The organism is Legionella israelensis, assembly GCF_004571175.1.
GTDB lineage: Bacteria > Pseudomonadota > Gammaproteobacteria > Legionellales > Legionellaceae > Legionella_D > Legionella_D israelensis.
The window spans coordinates 649,675-669,036 of record NZ_CP038273.1 but is presented as its reverse complement, the minus strand read 5'-3'; the positions used below and the strand labels follow the sequence as shown (position 1 = coordinate 669,036).

Genomic DNA, 19,362 nt, shown 5'->3' with positions numbered 1-19,362 from the left:
GTAATCTCACTCAAATGCCTACGTGCCGAGGCTTGTCCAGGGCATCCATAAGATCTCTAAACCGCAAACAAGCCGCGGGCAGGGACTATAGAGCAATTGTCAACAGACGTTAAAAAATTGGCTGTGGACATGAGCCAACAACCCAATCACTGCCGTTTACGGCTTTGATTGGGCTTGTGTATTCGTTTTTAATTGAGTTTGACCGCCAGTCGTATTTTTACGAGGCATGGCAATCAGTTGCATGATGCCCAGATCGCCGGTTGTTTTTCGCCCAATGAGAAGATTGACCGTCAGTAGCTGGGTTAATTTTTCTTTATTATTCTGGTAAACCACTTGCAGCGGAAGAGTCACTTTCCACTGATTCTCTTTTACATCGGTTATTTTTGCTTCACCGTCAACCTGACCACTGACGGTCAAATTTTGCGATTTGATGGCTTTTAAATTACCTGATTTTTGCAAAGCATCATTAAATCCCTTCCAGCCTTGTTCTGTGTAACAGGCTTTTAAAGTGGATATTTGCTGGTCAATGGAATTGTAGTCAAAATCAAATGATTGAATGGCAGCATTTTTTGCCCAGGTTAAAATAAGAGAATCGTCAATGGTTTTTGTTTCAGCTGGTATTTTGTATTCGCAGTTTACGGCTGGTTGTTTTGTTTTTGGGTGATTGGCTGCGGTATTTTGTGTATCGGTAGCATTTGTAGAGGCTTCGGTTTCTGAAGACTGCGTTGTATCTGGGGCAGGTGATTGATTTTCTGTACCTGGCTGTTGAGAGGTGGTCGTGGGAGTGGTCGGTTGTTGTGGAGTTGTCGTCGGAGTGGCCGGTTGTTGTGGAGCTGCTGTGGGAGTAGTATTTTGAGCGGAATCTTGCTCAGTCTGGCTTTCAGCAGCGTATATACATGCAGAAAACAGGGTTATTAGGACGCTCCATAATAGTCGTCTTTTCATGAAAACACTCCTTGAATTAAGTAATCATTGGGTTAATGTACATAGGTTGTCGACTCTTTGCTCAAATGTCTACAGGCAGTGGATAAACCGGAGCACATCTGTTGAAGACAAGATCAGTCAACATATTTTAAAAGTCCTGGTTAACTTCTAATAATTTTGCGATAAGAATCGCTGCCAGTCTAGCAGTTTTTCCACTTGGATCTAAAGGTGGCGAAAGCTCTGCTATATCAACACTTACCACTTTGCCAGTTTGTACTATATATTTCAATAAGGGAACAGCCTGCCAGGGTGAAATGCCGAGAGCTTGCGGCGCACTGACACCTGGAGCAAAACACTCCGAGAAAACATCCAGACAAATCGTTAGATAAATATAATCATAATTTAACATAAAATTATCAAGAAAGGCTGTTTGCCAAGCCAGACTGTTTTCATTAATGTTTTCAGCGGTCAAATAAGAGACATTTAATTGCTCAGCCTGTTCAAACAAACTATGAGTGTTGCCCTGGGGCTGGATACCAAGACAGCAATAGGCGAAGCTGGACTGCTGTTCCTTGCAATATTGGGCTATTTGGGTAAATGGAGTGCCGGATGTGCCCTGATAACCGTTAACCAATGGGCGAAGATCAAAATGAGCATCAAAATTGATAATGGCCATTTTAGGATAATATGGGCTTAGCCCCTTAAAATGAGGCCAGGCGATTTCATGCCCTCCACCAAACACAATGGTTTTATGTCCCTGTTGATGGCATTGGCTGATGAGTTTAGCCAGTTCTTCCTGGGCTGTTTCCAAATTATCGTCTTCGCAGCTGATGTTTCCAATGTCAAGATAGGTTCCATACCTTTGGCAGGCGAGTTTGGCAAGTTGGGTTCTAATTTGATCCGGCCCGTACTTCGCTCCTGGCCGGCCTTGATTGCGGATAATTCCCGCATCACTTGCGAATCCTAAAAAGACAGTTTGTTTCTCCATTGGTAAGGGGTGTTCAAGAAGAGATAGACATTGCACACGCTGGAAATAACGTTCTTCACCGGGATGATCTTGTCGTCCTTGCCAGAGAGAGGCATTTGCAGGATGATAATTAGAAAAGAAATGACTCATGGTTTTCCTCGATTACATTATTCACTCATGTTATGCAGCTTTGTTTTTTTTGCTTCTTTGGGCAATTTTGGAATTTTCAAATGCTCATGTACTCCAGGTAAACTGCGCTTTAAAATTCCAAAAAGCATCCAAATCTTCTAAAAAATACTGTGCCGCGTAACATGAAAAATTATTCAGTATTCAGAACGCAGAACATCTGTACTAACAATAATAACTATTCAGCACAATTTACCGAAAAAGCCATTTTTGGCATATCTTGAACGAACATTTGGCTTTTCCCCGAGATTTTGAAATTGTAGTGAATAGATGTCTAGATTTTTAAATATGCCACTTTAACCTAAATTCTGTTATGATTCTTCTGGATTGTAAAGCCATGTAAGTTATCCCTTAAAAAAGCAAAAACTTTTATACGAGCGTTAAAATAAGGGTACTTTGAGGAATTGTAGTGAAGGGTTTATAAGGAGAACTCATGTTCGTTATTACTGGTGGAGGCAGTGGTATAGGTAAAGAGCTTTCTTGGGCTTTAGCTGATCGCGGATGCCAGGTTCTTATTATTGGACGGAGAAAGCAATTGCTTATGGACGTCGCTTCATACTCTTCTCTCATTGAAACGCTTAATGCAGACCTATCTGATCCTGAAGGTCGCAGTAGAGTAGTTGAATATTTAAAGGACTATCCTCATCTAAAGGGTTTAATCAACAATGCGGGACGTATCGAGCCGATTGGAGCCATTACTGAAATCAGTGTAGAGGAATGGCAACAGACCATGGCAACAAATGTGGATGCGCCTATGTTTCTCACTCAACAGCTATATCCTCAATTGCAGCAAGGTCGCGTGCTTAATATTGGCTCAGGGGCGGCTTATTTTCCTGTGGTGGGTTGGGCTGCGTATTGTGTTTCCAAAGCGGCTCTTGCCATGTTGACGCGTTCCTGGCAGCTGGAAAGACAAATGGCTATTGCCAGCGTAATGCCTGGGATCATAGATACAGCCATGCAAGCCGTGATTCGACATGCTTCCGATATGGAAAATGAAAAGCAGGATTTTTTCCGTGAACTAAAGAAAAAGGGGAAGTTAATAGCTCCGGAAACTGTAGCAGAATTTTTATGTTGGCTGCTTCTTGATGTGAGTGAAAAAGAATTTATTTCCAAAGAATGGGATGTATACGATACATCACATCATTCTTTCTGGCTTAAACCTCCTCATCAAGTCCCCCCTTTGGAGTCATGATGCCAGCCTGTGATCACCTGTTACTGAACACAACTCTTTTAACTGCGCAAGGCACAGAAGTGTTAGACCAGGCCGTTGCCGTTTCTGGTGAACATATAGAATGGTGTGGTTCTATGGAAAAACTGCCTTCTTTTTATAAGGATAACGCCAAAAAAATCAAAGACTGCCGCGGAAAACTGTTGACCCCCGGACTCATTGACTGCCATACCCATATTGTTTATGCCGGAGATAGAGCTAGGGAATTCAAACTACGTATGGAAGGTGCCAGCTATGAAGCAATTGCCCGAGCAGGTGGAGGGATTTTGTCAACGGTGAAAAGCACACGAAATTGTGCGGAGGATGATTTAGTAGAGCAATCATTGCCTCGTGCCATGGCTTTAGCTAACCAAGGCGTGACCACCCTTGAGATAAAATCAGGGTATGGTCTGGATTTGGAGAATGAACTTAAAATATTGCGTGCGGCAAGGCGGCTTGGCAAATTAACAGGATTAAGAATAAAAACGAGTTTTTTGGGGGCTCATGCCGTTCCACCAGAATATAAAGATAATGCTCAAGCCTATGTGGATCATATTTGTTACAATATGCTACCTGAAATTGCCCGGTCCGGTCTTGCTGACGCGGTCGATGTCTTTTGTGAAAAAATTGCTTTCACAAGGGAACAGACAGAACAAATTTTTGCTGCCGCAGAGCAATATTCATTTCCTGTAAAATGCCATGCGGAGCAACTGTCTAATCTAGGTGCAAGTGTATTGGCCGCAAAGGTTGGGGCCTTGTCCTGTGATCATCTGGAATATCTCGATGAAGACGGTGTGGAGGCTATGTCTCAATCAGGTACGGTGGCTGTTTTGCTTCCTGGAGCTTATTATTATTTACGCGAAACCCGTAAGCCTCCTGTTGAGTTATTAAGGAAAAAAGGTGTTGGTATGGCAGTAGCCACCGACTCTAATCCCGGTACATCACCGACGACCTCCTTGCTTCTTATGTTAAATATGGCTTGTCAATTTTTTTCTTTAACCGTTCCGGAAGCTTTATCAGCCGTGACTTTCCAGGCAGCGAGAGCTTTAGGCATTGAAAAAGAGACTGGTGTCATAGCAAAAGGGATGACGGCCGATTTGAACCTTTGGTCTATCAACGACAGCGCCAGTTTATGTTACCATTTTGCGGTTCCTTTTCCTCATGAAACCATGATTGCAGGAAAATGGGTGAATCGTTTTGATTATCCTTCTTCAGGAGCAGAACAATGACTATCTATTTATTAAGAACGTGTGGGTTCGTACTTTTATGTACTGTATCCTTGCTGGCTAATGCTGTGCAAACAAAAGCCATTCAAAAGGAAACCAAACAGTATATTCTGGACATTAAATATCCTCAGGGATTTTCTTCTAAAGAGGTTGATTCAACGATAAAGCAAAAAATAGAATTGATTCAAAATGAATTTATACGCGGTTTGTCTGACGAAGCTGATTTACCTCAAGATGTGCCTGGAAAAAACGGTTTAACCATTACTTATGCCATCCCCTATCGACAGGATTCAGTTTTAAGTGTGCGTTTAATGATTTCCACCTATCATCATGGTGCTGCGCACCCCAATAATCAAACCGAAGTTCTGAATTTTATCAGGAATAAACTTGTTACTCTGGATACATTATTTAAAAAAGACAGCGATTATCTGAAAATTTTTGCAGATTACAGCCGAAAGAAATTATTGACTAAAGAGGACTTTGATAAGCAGTGGGTACTGACAGGAACAGAGCCCAAAGCGGATAATTATAAGAAATGGTATTTTCAAAAAGAGGGGTTCGTCGTTATATTTGATACATACCAAGTGGCTGCATACGTCTACGGGCCTCAAACCGTTACCATCCCATTATCGGTTTATCGGACAATGTTAAAGCCTGACATTCTGAACAGTGTCTGGGGTTCTTAATGAATGAAAAACCTTATATATCAGCCAATCAATCATTACCGGAATTAACCTTTCGCAGTATTGTTCTGGCTATTATACTGACTCTGTTACTTGCCATGTCAAACGCCTATCTGGCTTTGAAACTGGGTCTGCTGACATCTGCGTCGATTCCTGCGGCTATTATTTCCATGGGCGTTCTGCGATTATTTAAAAACTCGACCATCCTCGAGAACAATGCCGTGCAAACCGCAGCTTCTGCCGGAGAAGCCGTTGCCGGAGGGATTGTTTATACCATACCTGCTCTTATCATCATCGGCTATTGGCAATATTTTGATTATACCACCAATTTTTTAATCGCGGCTTTTGGGGGAGTGCTTGGTGTGTTATTTTCCATCCCCCTTCGTAGAGTATTGGTGAATGACAACTCATTAAAATTTCCAGAAGGCAGAGCAATTGCTGAAGTATTGAAATCTTCAGCAGAGAAAGTGGGGCTTAAAGATATTGTTTTAGGTGGCATTGTCGGTGGACTTATTGAGCTTTTTCAAATTGGCTTTAAAATTATAACCAACACTTGGAGTTACTGGTTCGTGGCTAAGCGTTCTCTGTTTGGCTTTGGGGCCGGATTTTCAGCGACCATGATTGGAGCAGGTTATCTTGTGGGTTATGAAATGGCCATCAGTATTTTTTCAGGGGCTTTGATTTCCTGGTTAATTGCTTTACCGATAGTCAGTCAGTTTCATCCCGAATTTATTATGCAATATCCAGCGCAGGAAGCTGCCGTGATGCTATGGAACAGTGAAATGCGTTATTTTGGCATTGGCGCTATGCTCTTTGCTGGAACATGGACCTTTCTGAAATTATTCAAGCCCTTATTAAGCAGTATAAAATTATCCTTTCGCGCCTTTGAAGCAAAAAGTCATCAGGATATCCAACTTCCACGTACGGACAAGGATATTCCCATGCCTTTTATTTTTATGGGTATATTGATTGTAGCGGCTCTGCTGTTTTTGTTTTTTCAGTTTATTTTTCCCATCGAGAGCATAGGCTTTGATGAAGACATAGAACCGATTTTGGTTTTCAGCGGTGTAATTTATGTATTAATTGTAGGCTTTCTTTTTTCAGTAATTACGGCTTATTTTTCTGGAATGGTAGGAGTAACTGCCAGTCCCGGTAGCTCAGTTGTTATTGCTGGAATGTTGTTTGCTGCATGGCTGTTACTGTCGTTGATTAATTATCTTATTCCCCTGCCGCTGAGTACAGAACAAATGCGAGCTGCCGAAGCTGTCACTATTATTATTGGCTCTGTCGTTACAGGCATCGGTGCTATTGCCAATGATAACACTCAGGATCTCAAAGTAGGTCAGTTGGTCGGCGCTACTCCCTGGAGGCAGGAGCTGATGTTGTTGCTTGGCGTGATGATTTCAGCTTTGGTGATTCCTCCTGTAATGCAATTATTGTTTGATGTATATGGCATCGCCGGGGTGTTGCCACATGCTGGTATGGATCCGGCCCAGGCGCTTCCTGCTCCCACCGCAGCTTTAATGGCAGCCATTACAGAAGCTGTTTTTCGTAACATTTTGCCTTGGGAGATGATGTTTATTGGAGCAGGTATGATTCTTTTGATCATCATTTTCAATCGATTATTTCGTCTGGAGCGCTTTATCAGGATTTCTATTCTCGGTGTTGCTATAGGTATGTATTTACCGCTTGCTTCCTCTTTTCCTCTTTTTCTGGGCGGGATGATATCTTTATTTGTGCATTGGCGATTAAAGAGAAAAAAAGGGATTACCGCAGATGAGCAAAATAAAAGAAAGCAAGGTGGAACCTTAATTGCCTGTGGTCTGGTGGCCGGCTCTGCTTTGATTGACGTTATTCTGGCTGTTCCATTCTCTATATTACACAGTCCAGACGCATTAAGTGTCGTAACTAGCGGATGGCACTATTATGGCCTCTTTTTAGCCATAATAACGACTTTGCTTTTGGCATGGTGGATAGTTCAAAGGACAAGTGGCGGCAGACAATGAACAAAGCAGGCATCATCCAAATTTTTGCTACGGCAAAAGATAAGCCTGAAAAAATCATCGAAGAAAAAAGAACGGATAGATATTTGTGGTGCTAAAAGGAAATCCATTCGCTCAAGCCTACTTATCAAAATATTTTTAAAGAGTGGATGTTACAGTCGGTTTTTTTTCAGGCAAAAACAAATCATTCGTAAAACTTGTCACGTTTAAATTAACCATAGTGGGCTTCACAAGTAAGTTATCTTCAGTTAATTCCAGCTGAATTTTTGCTTGAAAACGCAGTATAGGAGTGCTCCTTGTTTTCATTTCTTCAGGTTCAATTACGATTAAGCTTCCCTTGTCATTTGCTTTTAACTCACCATTAATCTGAACTGTATAACTGATAACATCGCAATTGAAAACGATTTTACCGTTTTCAATGCACCAGTCCATTAAGAGGCATTGAGAATAGCAGTTATCAGTGAGCACGCCGTGAGTATATTCACCGGACATTAATAATAAATCAATAAAACGATTGTTTTCCTGCCCGCCATTGTTTTGGAGCCATCCCATGAGCATGGCTTTCTCTTCTTCTTTATAATCAGATAAAAAGATGAGATAATCCAGTAAACGGTCTACGTCATTCTCTGTTTTCCCAACCATGCCAAGGATACTGGTATCGCGTGTAAAATCAACATACGCTTTTTTAGGTGTATCGGATAACATCATCAGTAGATTTTGCCATTTTCCAATGGGCTGATTAAGGATTTCTTCCTCGTCTTCCTCAGGAAGATAAGAAAAACTCCAGGCAGCCTTGGGAAATTTGTTGGACTTTAGGTTGCTTTCATCTCTTTCGTATTGAAGATGTTCTTTAAAATAAAACCTTAAGCTTGCATGAATCGTTCCAAAGATTTTATGATGCTTTTCAGGTAAGGGAGCTGGATTATAGTGCAAAACAGTTAAGGGTAAAAACGATTTATCATGCTCCGGAAGAAGAACTTCCCCATGCGATAGCAAAAGCTCTTCCATGGTTGTTAGTTTTCCATCACTAAAGAAGCTTGGTTTGGTTTGTATTTTAATTCCTTCAATATAGTGTAAAGCCTCATGAATTTTAGCAATATTTTCTTCAGTACCACCTACTTTGCTTTCTTTGAGAATGGACTTGATAACATATAAATGAAACTCCAAGCTCTCAATATCTGATTTTTTGTTCAGCTTGTTTGCTATAAAATCTTCAATATATTCTATAATTTTATCTACTTTCATCTTGTCGCCACTTTATAATATTGTATTAATTTACTCATGTTACGCACTAAACCTTGCTGCTCCCTGAAATTTAATTAAAATTTCATCCCTGATTTTTAGGGAGGAAGATTTAATGGATATGCTTGATATTTATAGTGACTATTTGATTTGCCAGAATAAATATGCAACAGCTACAGGTTTATCGGAGATGTTGGATGGTGAATTTGCTCACGACAAGGTGACACGATTTTTACGACTACAAGATTTTGGTTCCAAAGCGCTCTGGAATTATGTCAAGAAGTCAGTCAGGGAGAGTGAAGCATCAGACGGTGTTCTTTTATTGGATGACTCGATTGAGGAGAAGCCTTACACGGATGAGAATGAAATTAATTGTTGGCATTATTCCCATGCTAAAGGTGATGTGGTCAAAGGGATTAATATCCTGACCTGCATGGTTCGGTATGGTGACTTCAGTGTTCCTGTTGGTTATGAAGTTATCAAAAAAGACGTTGCTTTTTGTGACATTGAAACAAGGCAAGCTCGCAGAAAGTCATCCACGACTAAAAATGAACTTTTTCGCAAGCTTATCGCACAAGCGGTTAGTAATCATGTGTTGTTTGACTTTGTACTTGCGGACAATTGGTTTGGCTCGAAGGCCAATATGGCTTACATCCATAATGACCTTCAAAAATCGTTTATTATTGGGATTAAATCTAATCGAACCTTAGCTTTATCCAAAAACGACGCCAACAACGGACGGTACACAAAAGTCAGAGAATTAGAGCTTGAAGAGGACATAGCCCACACAGTCTATCTCAAGGGATTAGACTTCCCAGTGAGGCTTTTGAAGAAAATTTTCAAAAACGAAAATGGTTCTACAGGGGTTCTCTATCTCGTTTCTAATGACATGACCAGCAGTGCCGAACGTCTTTATGAAGTGTACCAGAAACGGTGGCGGATTGAAGAGTATCACAAGTCAATTAAACAAAATGCAAGCCTGAACAAGTCTCCAACCCGTACGGTTAAAACACAATCCAACCATATCTTTGCCGCAATCATTGCATACTGCAAACTGGAAATGATGAAAATAAAGACAAAATTGAATCACTTTGCCATCAAGTACAAATTAATACTCAGGGCTAACCAAATTGCTATGCAGGAGTTAAAAAATATGGCTCGTTAAAGTCGATTGTGCGTAACATGAGTAATTTAGAAACAGTATGTTCAAATTATAACACGCAACTCTATTGATAAATAGTTAACAAACTGTTAAATAATTTATAAAATGGTAAAGAAGGTGGTGTCTGAAGGAGAGGGTTAGCAAGATGGGTCAGGGCAAAGAAATAATTGAAGATGAGAAAAATACGAACAATTTATTTGGTAATTTACCTGATGAGATTGCGTTATTCATACTGAGATATCTTGATATTAAATCCTTGCTCAAAGTTGGCTTGCTCAATAATAAATATTATCAACTGTCTCAAGACCAAGCTTTATGGAGGGTATTTTGCTTTAAGGACCCTGTAGTGAAGGCATTTATCGAAGCGGCTGATCTTGAGGACGCTTTGAAGAAAGGAGATATATCAGCTTATCAATTATTCCAGAGCATTTACTCAAAGGACATCACACAGTTAAAAAAACTACTCTTACCTCATGGGGAAAAATATTTTTATTTATGGCGACCCTGTTATGAATACAAAATCCCACTAACTTTTTTTCAAAAAACCCTTCCTGATTTTCCCCATGATTGTTTTTTGACAGAACCGTTGGCAAAAGAAAAAACCTTGAATGCTGGCAGCGTAAAAAAATGGGTTAAAGTTAAAGTCCTTATTGAGCAAACGGATTTAAGTCAGTTATTAGCTGAGCAACGTTTAAGTACATGCAAGGAGCAGGAATCTACGGAAACCGACATACTGAATCATAATTCCTTACCATTGAAATAAGGCCCAAAATAATCTAAATGGAGTAAACTGGTTCGCTGCATCCCAGTGAGAATAATTCAAAATCATGATGCAATGAAGACTTTTTGGCCTGTTGGATGTTTTATCGGGTTAGGTTAATGTGACGCAACACACGCCTTCTGGAATTTTTACAAAAAAACCTTGACAGTAGAAAGACCTCTCATTAAACTTGCCTTCTCTCTACGGGGCTATAGCTCAGCTGGGAGAGCGCTTGCATGGCATGCAAGAGGTCGGCGGTTCGATCCCGCCTAGCTCCACCATAGAATGACGTTGTCTTACTATGGTAAGATATTTTACTGGGTCCCCATCGTCTAGAGGCCTAGGACATCGCCCTTTCACGGCGGTAACAGGGGTTCGAATCCCCTTGGGGACGCCATCATAAGTGTAAATACATCAATTAGAGAGTTTTGAATAGGTCCCCATCGTCTAGAGGCCTAGGACATCGCCCTTTCACGGCGGTAACAGGGGTTCGAATCCCCTTGGGGACGCCAGCCATGCTTATAGCCTTTCAAATACGGTTCTTGTATTAAATCCGAATAATCGCTCATGCATGCGGTAAGCGTATTCGTCCGTCATGTTCGCAATATAATCACAAATCACCCTGAAGGCGGCTGTTTCGCTTATTTCCTCTGCTTGTTGATATAGAACTCTATTTTTCATGTTCAGTAAACTGGTTGGGTTTGAACTTATGGCTTCAAACAAACGTAGGATGACCGTTTGTCCACCATATTCAAAAGTTCGGGCTTCTTGTGAGTCGATAACATTGTCATAGACACATTGGGTAAGATAATCCAGCAATTCTCGAGCTTCCGGATGGAGGGTGATGTTATATTTAAGCAGTTTGTTTTCAAAACTTTCATGACTGATTTTGATTTCAGTAGCTGTGATAAAATAATTGACCATTTCCCCAATGGCTTGTTTACGTAAGTAAGCCTCAGAGGCAAACATCAAATCAAGGAATTTGTCCTCGTTCACAGCGAGCGAATTGGCGGCAAGTAATTGACGAAACTCTCGGCTGTCTAACTGTTCGCGATTTATCAAATTCAGGTGGATAGCGTCTTCCAGATCATGAACGCCATAAGCTATATCATCAGCGGTATTCATGATAGAACAATCAAGGTTATGATAAGCGGTTTTTCCATGGCGGGTTTCATCCGGAACCCTTTCCAAAGTCTGAAAGAGTTTTTTATCTTCTTCGCTGAGTGTTTCAAGCAACCAGTCAACCTCCGCTTGTTCGCAGTCGAAATAAGCTTTGGGGGGTAGCCAGTCATTGATGCGAATGGTTTTATGGAAATTGTTTTGAACCTCAGGAATTTTAGTGCAAACGACTTTCTGCCGATTGACCGGGTATTTTAAAATGCCAAGTAGAGCGCGTCGAGTAAGATCAAGGCCAAAGTGTCCATAACTGTTTTCTACTTTTGTGAGCAAACGCAGTGTCTGACCATTGCCCTCAAAACCACCATGATGACGCATCATAAAATTTAAAGCCACCTCTCCTCCGTGCCCGAAGGGTGGATGACCGATATCGTGTAATAAACAAATCACGGAAATTAAATCATCATTCGGTAGCAGGCCAGTTAAAGCATTAAATGTTGGATTGACGGCAAGATTCCTCACAATACTGCGGCCAATGGAAGCAACTTCCAAAGAATGAGTTAAACGAGTTCGATGAAAATCACCTTCACCAGTACCTAAAATCTGTGTTTTACGTTGCAGTCTGCGAAAGGCTGCGCAATGAATGACACGAGTGCGATCCCTTTCGTATGGATCACGATGATCCTGATTGCCTCGTTGGTTCGTTTGGCCTGAACGTCTGTGGGTCCACATAATATTTACCTTGATGAGATAGTGATCTCAATTTTTTAAACTGTTATACCATATTCTATATGCAGAATCCGAGTGCTAAAGATTTTAAGTAGAATACCGCTATAATTGGATGATACTCAGATTACTGAATTTTTTGTAGTATTTGCTATTAACATTGAAAACCAGTCATAATAAATAACAGGATAATTGTAAATCATTTACCAATGGTTGAACAAAAATAATAAAGGACAGGGGAATGCCATGAATCATAAAAATAAGCTTATCATTATGAGTCTTTGTGTTGCTGGTTTATCTTCATGCACATCGATGTTTGAGGAGAGTCAAACTGTTTATCAGCCTTATAGTTACAGTCAATCGCATCTTTATCCTGAGGGTCGACAACCGACCAGCTCCAATTATGAGGCAAGGGATGCATCGGATAAGCCAGTTTCTGTACCAAACACTTATCATGTGGGTGAATATCATTCTCCTTCGTCACATAAAAACAGAGATAAAAACTGGGTAAACAGTCAGAATCCTATGGGATACACCGTTGAAGTGGCTGATGATGAGAAAGCATCCAGTGTAGCAAGCAAGTTACAAAGCACACCGCAGAATGATCGTCGGGCAGAAGTTGAATATACTCGTGGTGGTAAAACACATTATAAGGGTTTATATGGAACTTATGATAGCTATCAAGCTGCTAAAAAAGCCTTGGATTCTTTGCCTCCTGAAATAAAGCAAAATGCCAAAGTAAGAAATTGGGGTACAGTCCAGGGTAATATTAATCGCTAATTAAAATGAACTGGAGCACCTTATAATTATGATGAAAGATGCATTTGATAGCCAGTGCATATTGCGCTGGCTATCAAATAAGATTTAAAAACACCCTTGTTATTGCCGAATCGTTTTCATTTAAAATCTTGTGTTTCAAACTTTCCAAAACTTAAAAAAGCTAAATATTGAAAGGATAAGAGATGACCATGCAAAAATTGGAGCAGGCTCATGAGCCTGGTAAAAACTTAGTTAACAAACTTATTGATTTTTTTGGTGGCGTTAAGGAATTTAATACTGCAATGGCAATTCTTGGTCCCAGCATTATTAATGTGCTGCAGGCCCAGGTAGAAAATGAAAACGGTATGTTGGGTATGTTCCAATTGGGCTCAGGTGCTTTGTTGCTAAGTGGTAATTATATGTTTTTTAAAAACGGTGATCCTTCCATGCACAGTCGCATGGGGATGGTAACAGGTGGAATGAAAACGCTGTTAGGAGTGTCTTTGTTTGCTATTGGGTTTGCCGGAGCTATGGGAATAGATGAAGGTGCAGGATTAACCACGTCATTGGCTTATCTGGGATATTGCAGTCAAACACTTGCCAGTGTGATTGATTTATTTAATTCTGCCGTTTATGGTAAACAAGTGTTGGATGATACAAGAAAATTATCGGCTAAACAAAATTAGGTTTCTCTAGGCACTCACAGTAAAGAGCAGCCTGTTAATAACTATCAGCTGCCTGCACTAATGACTAATGTCAACTTGACCATTCCTGTGGTTTCACTGCGCTCTGCATTCAACTGCTTAATGGTCATGGCATAATTTTTATTAAGATCTTCAAGCCACTGCAATAGAGCTTTAAAAGGTACCTCATTAAAACTTAACTGAATATCTCCAGCGCCGGTCTGTTCTATCTGATGATTATATTTTTGCAGATTGTCAGCCTTAAGCCGGTCGGAAAGCAGAGTAAGTAGCTGGCTGTTTGAAATCGTTTTTCGGGTGATTGTAGAATATTTACGTTTTTTTGCCTGTTGCATCCACACCACAGTGTCCTTTTTTTCCACCAGTTGCGTTGATTTTTCTATCACGGAGTTTTTAAGTGGTGCATAAATCAATAGATAAAACAAATATACGATTAAGCATATGCCGGCTATGCCTACCATCCAGCGCTCGCGCTCATTTAAGCCGCTCCAGTAATTTTTCATGTTAACTCCAATGTGGCTATTACACGATCGTCCTGGGTGGCTGCCTGTGTTTGATTAACGTGGAGCTGCATTTGCTGCAGCTGGTTTTCCAGCTGTTCCAACTCAGCAAAATTGGGACTGGTGATGGTCACAGATAAACTGTTATTTTGATAACTTAGTTTTTCAATCGTGGTTTTGCTGTTTTCTATGGCTTGAGACAGTTTAGCAAGCAAATACCAGAGATTGGGCTTTGAACTGTCATCGGCTCCTAACAACTGGCTGATACGAAACTTGGGGCTTATCACCTGTTTAGCTTCGGGAAAAAATGATTTATAAATTAAAGCAATTTCCTGGTCGACGGCATGGATTTTTTTGTTCAAAATGTGAACTTTGATGAGGTCGACACTTATCATGGTAATGAGCCAGGCAATAGCTAAAGCGCCAAGAAGTTGATATCCTTTTTTTAAGTGCGGTGTTTGATTCCGCAGTTGCATTTCTCCCTGGCAGAGGTTAATCCAGGGTAATTTTAGCAGCCTTTTTGCAATCCAGCAGACAGACGTTTCATTAACTTGTTCATACTCAAGTGTAAGCGGTAATTTTTTTGAATCTTTAAAACAATAGAAAGTTTCATTTTCTATTGTGCTTGCCTCCTCATTTGCTGTCGTATTAGTGTCTCCCCGCACTTCGCTCTTTATGAAATGTTTTACAAATGAGCTGTTTTTTAGATACATTTCGGCAAGTTCGGTGGGAAGCGCACCTTTAAAATCAGGCTGATTAATCAGCAGTGTATCTTCGGTCATACACATTTCATGGGCGTTAAGGGCAAACCAGTCCAAAGTAATGGCCTCAAACTCTATCTCATGCGTTTGCAGACGGTGCATAATCCACTGTATTTTTTCTTTATCTATTACAGTCACAAGATAATGATGGCGACGATAAAATTGACGATCAAAGGCAAAATGCAAGCTATTTATCGTTTGTGCCAACTCATCTTCCAGTGCATAAGGTATAGCAGCACGAGCCTTTTTTTCACCCAGCAAGGGCAAATCAACCTCAAATAGACTGGCATGTTCGCTTGTTTCTACAATGAGGGTTCTGGCATTCATCTGCAACGCCCGGATAGCCTCGAAACTTCGTTGCTCTGGAGGGCTCTCCACTGTACCATCATCATCTAGCCTCAAGCAGACGCATCCATTATCATTCAGATATTTGGTGAACAAAAAACAAGTTGGCATATTCAGAGCCCTAAAATACTATGCATAGGCATGCGCTTTTCTTATGTGTGCAAGCTTCCATTGAGATTTAAGCTGTTGTGATAACAAATAAACCACTAAAGCATACTGAGGGCTTGTGTTGTAACGGGTAATAACGTAAAAATTTGGATAGGCAAGCCAGTACTCTTTTCCATTATCAGTTATCAATTCTATAAGTCCGGCCTTAGAAGGGAGATTTAACGCTGCTGTTTCTGGTTTTACACCTGCCTTCATTAATTTTTTGAGCGTGTAATTGGCTTTTTTGCTATTTGTTTTGATTTTTTTATATTTTTTCCCCTGTACTTTAGCCAGTTGGACCACTCCTTCATTCATTTTCCAGCCATGTTTACGGAAGTAATTTGCTACACTACCTATCACGTCTTCATTGCTGTTAATCAGATCTATTTTCCCATTTCCGGTAAAATCCACCGCATAAAAACGATAACTGCTTGGCATAAATTGCGGTTTTCCTATTGCTCCGGCGTATGACCCCAAATATTTGTCAGGTGAGATATTGTTTTCACGGCAAAGAAGCAAGTATTCTCTTAATTCCTTTTTAAAGAACCTGGAGCGCTTAGGATAATTGAAAGCAAGTGTGGACAGGGCATCGATGACTCGATAGTTTCCTTGATGTTTACCATACAAAGTTTCTACACCAATAATGGCAACAATAATATGGGCAGGAATACCGAATTGCTTTTCCGCTTTTTCCAGTGTTTTTTGATTTTCTTCCCAGAATTTCAATCCTTCATTCACTCGTTGAGAGGTTAAAAAAAGCGCTTTATATACATCCCAGGTTTTCTTTTCATAAGGTTTTTCCATTGATTCGATAATTTGAGGCTGAATCTGAACATTGTTGAAGATGGTCGTTAATTCCTTTCGGTTAAAACCATCATGCTTTACCCTCTCATTAATAAACTGTTGAACATCTTTTCTTTGAGTCAACAACTGATTGGCCTGAGAGGGGAGAGAAATAAGAAAAAAAAGGACAGACAATAAAGAGAGTCGCGCCAATCGGTACATAATGCTTCCTTCTGAAACTAAAAAATAAATGTTAGATAAATTTAGGTGTAATAGCAAATATCTCAGTAAGCTGGTTTACAGGAAAGAGCTTGTCGGCTGGCGCGGTTTAATTTTATTGATAATAACGAGAATTTACTTGTTTAATTTTTAACGATATCCAAGTGAGCTCCCATTTTCTGATTTATATTTTTCTATCATTTCCTCCCCTTTTATCCCACCTACACTATTTTGAATATCACTCATTAAGCCATTCCATCCAGGAAGTTTCTCATGATTCCCAGCTGCAATAAGTTCTTTTGTTTTTTGCGAATGAATTTCATGTATTTTGTCAAAATCAGATTTTTTTCCAATAAATAGAGCTACTTCTATTCCTTTTGTTTGCGCAGCTTCAATAAATTCAAAAATTTCTTCTTCAGGAGTATCTTCAGAGAATTGCGCTATAAGTTTAGGTTCATAATCTTTATGGGCAGCTTTAGGATGAGCAATGGTTTCCAACATTACATCTCTCATACAACTCTTTTCTTCTTTTGTTGCGTCTTCAGGTATAGTTATTACCCAGCTATGGGGAAAAAATTTATTCTCCAATGTAAAGGTGGCTCCTGTATTTTTTGATTTAAATTCAATATAGAGCGGAGTAACAGAGTTCTTTTTATACATTTGATCAAAAAGAACTTGATTAGGACTTATTTCAAATAACAGGTTTTTATGAGCCAAATTCATTGCATTTAATGCAGCTAACAGTTCTTCATATCTCATTTTTGCTGCTTCTTTTTCCTCTTCGAATTTAGTGCGCATAATATGCTCCTATGGCATTATTTATAATTTACCAATTTGTAGAAAAATCGTTAACGAAAGTATATACGGTTTTTCTTAAACAAATGTTAACTGCGATTTTAGAGTCCCACGGCCTACATGCTTCAATTTTTAACCAATGTGAGCAAATATTCTAAAAAAGAGTTGTCCCATCCGGCGATTTTTCGTTTACCTTTAATACTATCTTTTCTGGAATTATCTTTTTTTAGCAGATTTAAAGTCTGAGTGGTTAAGAAAATTGAAATGAAATCCTTGCCATTTCTACTTTCTGGCCATGATAAAATAAGTTAAAATGCTACAATTTGCAGGTGATTATTGTCTTGAGAGATCTAACAAGAATTCGTAATTTTTCAATTATAGCCCACATTGACCACGGAAAATCAACCTTAGCCGATCGTTTTATTCAGCTTTGCGGTGGATTAAGCGAACGGGAAATGGCGGCACAAGTGCTTGATTCAATGGACATTGAGCGGGAACGGGGAATTACCATCAAAGCACAGTCCGTATCGTTGAATTATAAGGCACGTGATGGAAAAACGTATTTGCTTAATTTTATCGATACCCCAGGACATGTGGATTTCAGCTATGAAGTATCTCGCTCTCTTGCTGCATGTGAAGGCGCTATACTGGTGGTCGATGCAGCACAAGGCGTGGAAGCACAGACTGTCGCTGTTTGTTATATGGCCATTGATCAATCTCTTGAGGTGTTACCAGTCTTAAATAAAATTGATTTGCCCCAGGCAGAGCCTGAGCGTGTTATGGCGGAAATTGAAGACATTATTGGTCTGGATGCTCATAATGCTATTCTCGTCAGTGCTAAAAGTGGTTTGGGTGTGGATGATGTCCTGGAAGCGCTGGTAAATCGTATTCCTCCGCCACAAGGCAGCGCCGAGACCCCCTTACAAGCATTGATTATTGATTCCTGGTTTGACAGTTATCTGGGGGTGGTTTCCCTTGTACGTATTGTGAATGGTTCAATACGTAAAGGTGATAAAATGCGCGTCATGTCAACAGGACGTGCTTATGAAGTGGATGAAGTCGGCATTTTTACTCCCAAACGTTCCAAGACTGATTCACTATTCCCCGGCGAAGTCGGCTACATTATTGCAGGTATCAAGGATATCCAAGGGGCACCTGTAGGCGATACACTGACACTGGAGAAAAATTCAGCCCCTAAGCCTTTGCCTGGCTTCCAGCGGGTTAAGCCGCAAGTGTATGCTGGATTGTTCCCTGTATCTGCAGATGATTTCGAAGCCTTTCGCGAAGCATTGGCCAAATTAAGCCTTAATGATGCTTCCTTGTTTTATGAGCCTGAATCATCCGAGGCTCTCGGTTTTGGCTTTCGTTGCGGTTTTCTCGGTATGTTGCATATGGAAATCATTCAGGAGCGTCTGGAACGGGAATATGATCTTGATTTAATTTCCACATCTCCAACTGTGGTTTATCAGGTGATTAACAATAAGGAAGAAACATTACTGATTGACAATCCTTCCCAGCTACCGCCAGCACCTCAGATCAAACAAATGTTTGAACCTATTGTGCGCGCCAATATTCTGGTCCCTCAGGAATTCCTTGGCCAGGTCATTACACTTTGCGTCGAACGGCGGGGAGTGCAGGTCAACATGGCTTACAGTGGAAGACAGGTGTCTGTGACTTATGATTTACCCATGAGCGAAGTGGTATCGGACTTTTTTGATCGATTAAAATCAGTCAGCCGTGGTTACGCTTCCTTAGACTATAATTTTCTTAAATTTGAGGAAGCCGATTTGGTTAAAATGGATATTTTGATCAATAGCGAACGAGTGGATGCAATGGCTACCATTGTTCATCGTGATCTGGCCTATAATAGAGGCAAAGCGCTGGTGGATAAAATGCGCGAACTTATTCCGCGCCAGATGTTTGATGTGGCCATTCAGGCAGCTATCGGCAATCATGTGATTGCTCGTCAAACCGTGAAAGCCTTACGAAAAAATGTAACGGCCAAATGTTATGGTGGTGACGTGACTCGTAAACGCAAGCTTTTAGAAAAACAGAAAGCAGGTAAAAAGCGTATGAAACAGGTGGGTCGGATTGAAATTCCTCAGGAAGCTTTCATGGCTGTTTTTCAAACCGATAGAAAAAAGTGATCA

The 19,362-nt window shown here is 40.4% G+C and carries 17 protein-coding genes and 3 tRNA genes; 12 read left to right on the top strand and 8 right to left on the bottom strand.

Translation table 11 applies throughout. The annotated features are described in order from the left end of the window. Positions 1-156: 156 nt before the first annotated feature. Both E4T55_RS02905 and hutG read right to left on the bottom strand, forming a co-directional pair. Positions 157-945 carry a DotI/IcmL family type IV secretion protein gene (locus E4T55_RS02905; RefSeq protein ID WP_058501294.1) on the bottom strand — a complete coding sequence of 263 codons (789 nt, stop codon included), beginning with the start codon at positions 943-945 and terminating at the stop codon, positions 157-159. Between the two features lie 127 nt (positions 946-1,072). Further along, positions 1,073-2,041: a formimidoylglutamase gene (gene hutG, locus E4T55_RS02900; RefSeq protein WP_058501295.1), complete on the bottom strand. Its 969-nt coding sequence runs from the start codon at positions 2,039-2,041 to the stop codon at positions 1,073-1,075. A 469-nt stretch (positions 2,042-2,510) separates the two neighbouring features. Here hutG and E4T55_RS02895 point away from each other — a divergent pair, with 469 nt between their 5' ends. Genes E4T55_RS02895 through E4T55_RS02880 form a run of 4 tightly spaced genes read left to right on the top strand, consistent with a single transcriptional unit; the run spans position 2,511 to position 7,199 of the window. Beyond that, positions 2,511-3,269 (top strand): SDR family oxidoreductase, encoded by a 759-nt coding sequence (locus tag E4T55_RS02895; RefSeq protein WP_058501296.1) that lies wholly within the window; start codon positions 2,511-2,513, stop codon positions 3,267-3,269. Further along, complete coding sequence (gene hutI / locus E4T55_RS02890; RefSeq protein WP_058501297.1) at positions 3,269-4,513, top strand: imidazolonepropionase; 1,245 nt, start codon at positions 3,269-3,271, stop codon at positions 4,511-4,513. The genes E4T55_RS02895 and hutI overlap by 1 nt, the downstream gene beginning before the upstream one ends. Next, entirely contained in the window at positions 4,510-5,196 is a 687-nt protein-coding gene (locus E4T55_RS02885; RefSeq protein ID WP_058501298.1) for a DUF3298 and DUF4163 domain-containing protein, read from the top strand. The genes hutI and E4T55_RS02885 overlap by 4 nt, the downstream gene beginning before the upstream one ends. Next, entirely contained in the window at positions 5,196-7,199 is a 2,004-nt protein-coding gene (locus E4T55_RS02880; RefSeq protein WP_058501299.1) for an OPT family oligopeptide transporter, read from the top strand. The genes E4T55_RS02885 and E4T55_RS02880 overlap by 1 nt, the downstream gene beginning before the upstream one ends. Positions 7,200-7,334: 135 nt before the next feature. On the opposite strand, the gene E4T55_RS02875 is transcribed toward E4T55_RS02880, so the two are convergent. Beyond that, positions 7,335-8,441, bottom strand: a complete 1,107-nt coding sequence (locus tag E4T55_RS02875; protein ID WP_058501300.1) for a hypothetical protein — start codon at positions 8,439-8,441, stop codon at positions 7,335-7,337. A gap of 112 nt (positions 8,442-8,553) precedes the next feature. Here E4T55_RS02875 and E4T55_RS02870 point away from each other — a divergent pair, with 112 nt between their 5' ends. The 5 genes from E4T55_RS02870 (at position 8,554) to E4T55_RS02850 (ending at position 10,872) form a co-directional block, all read left to right on the top strand. Next, positions 8,554-9,603 carry an IS701 family transposase gene (locus E4T55_RS02870; RefSeq protein ID WP_115325247.1) on the top strand — a complete coding sequence of 350 codons (1,050 nt, stop codon included), beginning with the start codon at positions 8,554-8,556 and terminating at the stop codon, positions 9,601-9,603. 142 nt (positions 9,604-9,745) lie between these two features. Next, complete coding sequence (locus E4T55_RS02865; protein WP_058501198.1) at positions 9,746-10,363, top strand: F-box-like domain-containing protein; 618 nt, start codon at positions 9,746-9,748, stop codon at positions 10,361-10,363. 202 nt (positions 10,364-10,565) lie between these two features. Next, a tRNA-Ala gene (locus E4T55_RS02860) sits at positions 10,566-10,641 on the top strand. A 40-nt stretch (positions 10,642-10,681) separates the two neighbouring features. After that, positions 10,682-10,757: transfer RNA gene (locus tag E4T55_RS02855), tRNA-Glu, on the top strand. Positions 10,758-10,796: 39 nt separating this feature from the next. Then, positions 10,797-10,872: transfer RNA gene (locus E4T55_RS02850), tRNA-Glu, on the top strand. Positions 10,873-10,879: 7 nt separating this feature from the next. Here E4T55_RS02850 and E4T55_RS02845 read toward each other — a convergent pair. Beyond that, on the bottom strand, positions 10,880-12,208 hold the full coding sequence (locus E4T55_RS02845) for an anti-phage deoxyguanosine triphosphatase (RefSeq protein WP_058501197.1): 1,329 nt from the start codon (positions 12,206-12,208) through the stop codon (positions 10,880-10,882). 240 nt (positions 12,209-12,448) lie between these two features. Between E4T55_RS02845 and E4T55_RS02840 the strand changes: the two genes are divergently transcribed. Then, a complete protein-coding gene (locus tag E4T55_RS02840; RefSeq protein WP_058501196.1) occupies positions 12,449-12,982 on the top strand; it encodes an SPOR domain-containing protein in 534 nt (177 codons plus the stop codon). A gap of 182 nt (positions 12,983-13,164) precedes the next feature. Beyond that, complete coding sequence (locus tag E4T55_RS02835) at positions 13,165-13,647, top strand: hypothetical protein (protein WP_058501195.1); 483 nt, start codon at positions 13,165-13,167, stop codon at positions 13,645-13,647. 44 nt (positions 13,648-13,691) lie between these two features. Here E4T55_RS02835 and gspM read toward each other — a convergent pair whose 3' ends face one another. The 4 genes from gspM to E4T55_RS02815 all read right to left on the bottom strand — a co-directional run bounded on the left by gspM (position 13,692) and on the right by E4T55_RS02815 (position 17,215). Beyond that, entirely contained in the window at positions 13,692-14,165 is a 474-nt protein-coding gene (gene gspM, locus E4T55_RS02830; protein WP_058501194.1) for a type II secretion system protein GspM, read from the bottom strand. Further along, positions 14,162-15,379 (bottom strand): type II secretion system protein GspL, encoded by a 1,218-nt coding sequence (gspL, locus tag E4T55_RS02825; RefSeq protein WP_058501193.1) that lies wholly within the window; start codon positions 15,377-15,379, stop codon positions 14,162-14,164. The genes gspM and gspL overlap by 4 nt, the downstream gene beginning before the upstream one ends. A gap of 18 nt (positions 15,380-15,397) precedes the next feature. Then, on the bottom strand, positions 15,398-16,420 hold the full coding sequence (gene mltB, locus E4T55_RS02820) for a lytic murein transglycosylase B (RefSeq protein ID WP_058501192.1): 1,023 nt from the start codon (positions 16,418-16,420) through the stop codon (positions 15,398-15,400). Positions 16,421-16,567: 147 nt separating this feature from the next. Then, complete coding sequence (locus E4T55_RS02815) at positions 16,568-17,215, bottom strand: hypothetical protein (protein WP_058501191.1); 648 nt, start codon at positions 17,213-17,215, stop codon at positions 16,568-16,570. Positions 17,216-17,553: 338 nt separating this feature from the next. On the opposite strand from E4T55_RS02815, the gene lepA reads away from it, so the two are divergent. Beyond that, complete coding sequence (lepA, locus tag E4T55_RS02810; protein WP_058501190.1) at positions 17,554-19,359, top strand: translation elongation factor 4; 1,806 nt, start codon at positions 17,554-17,556, stop codon at positions 19,357-19,359. The last annotated feature ends 3 nt before the right edge of the window (positions 19,360-19,362 follow it).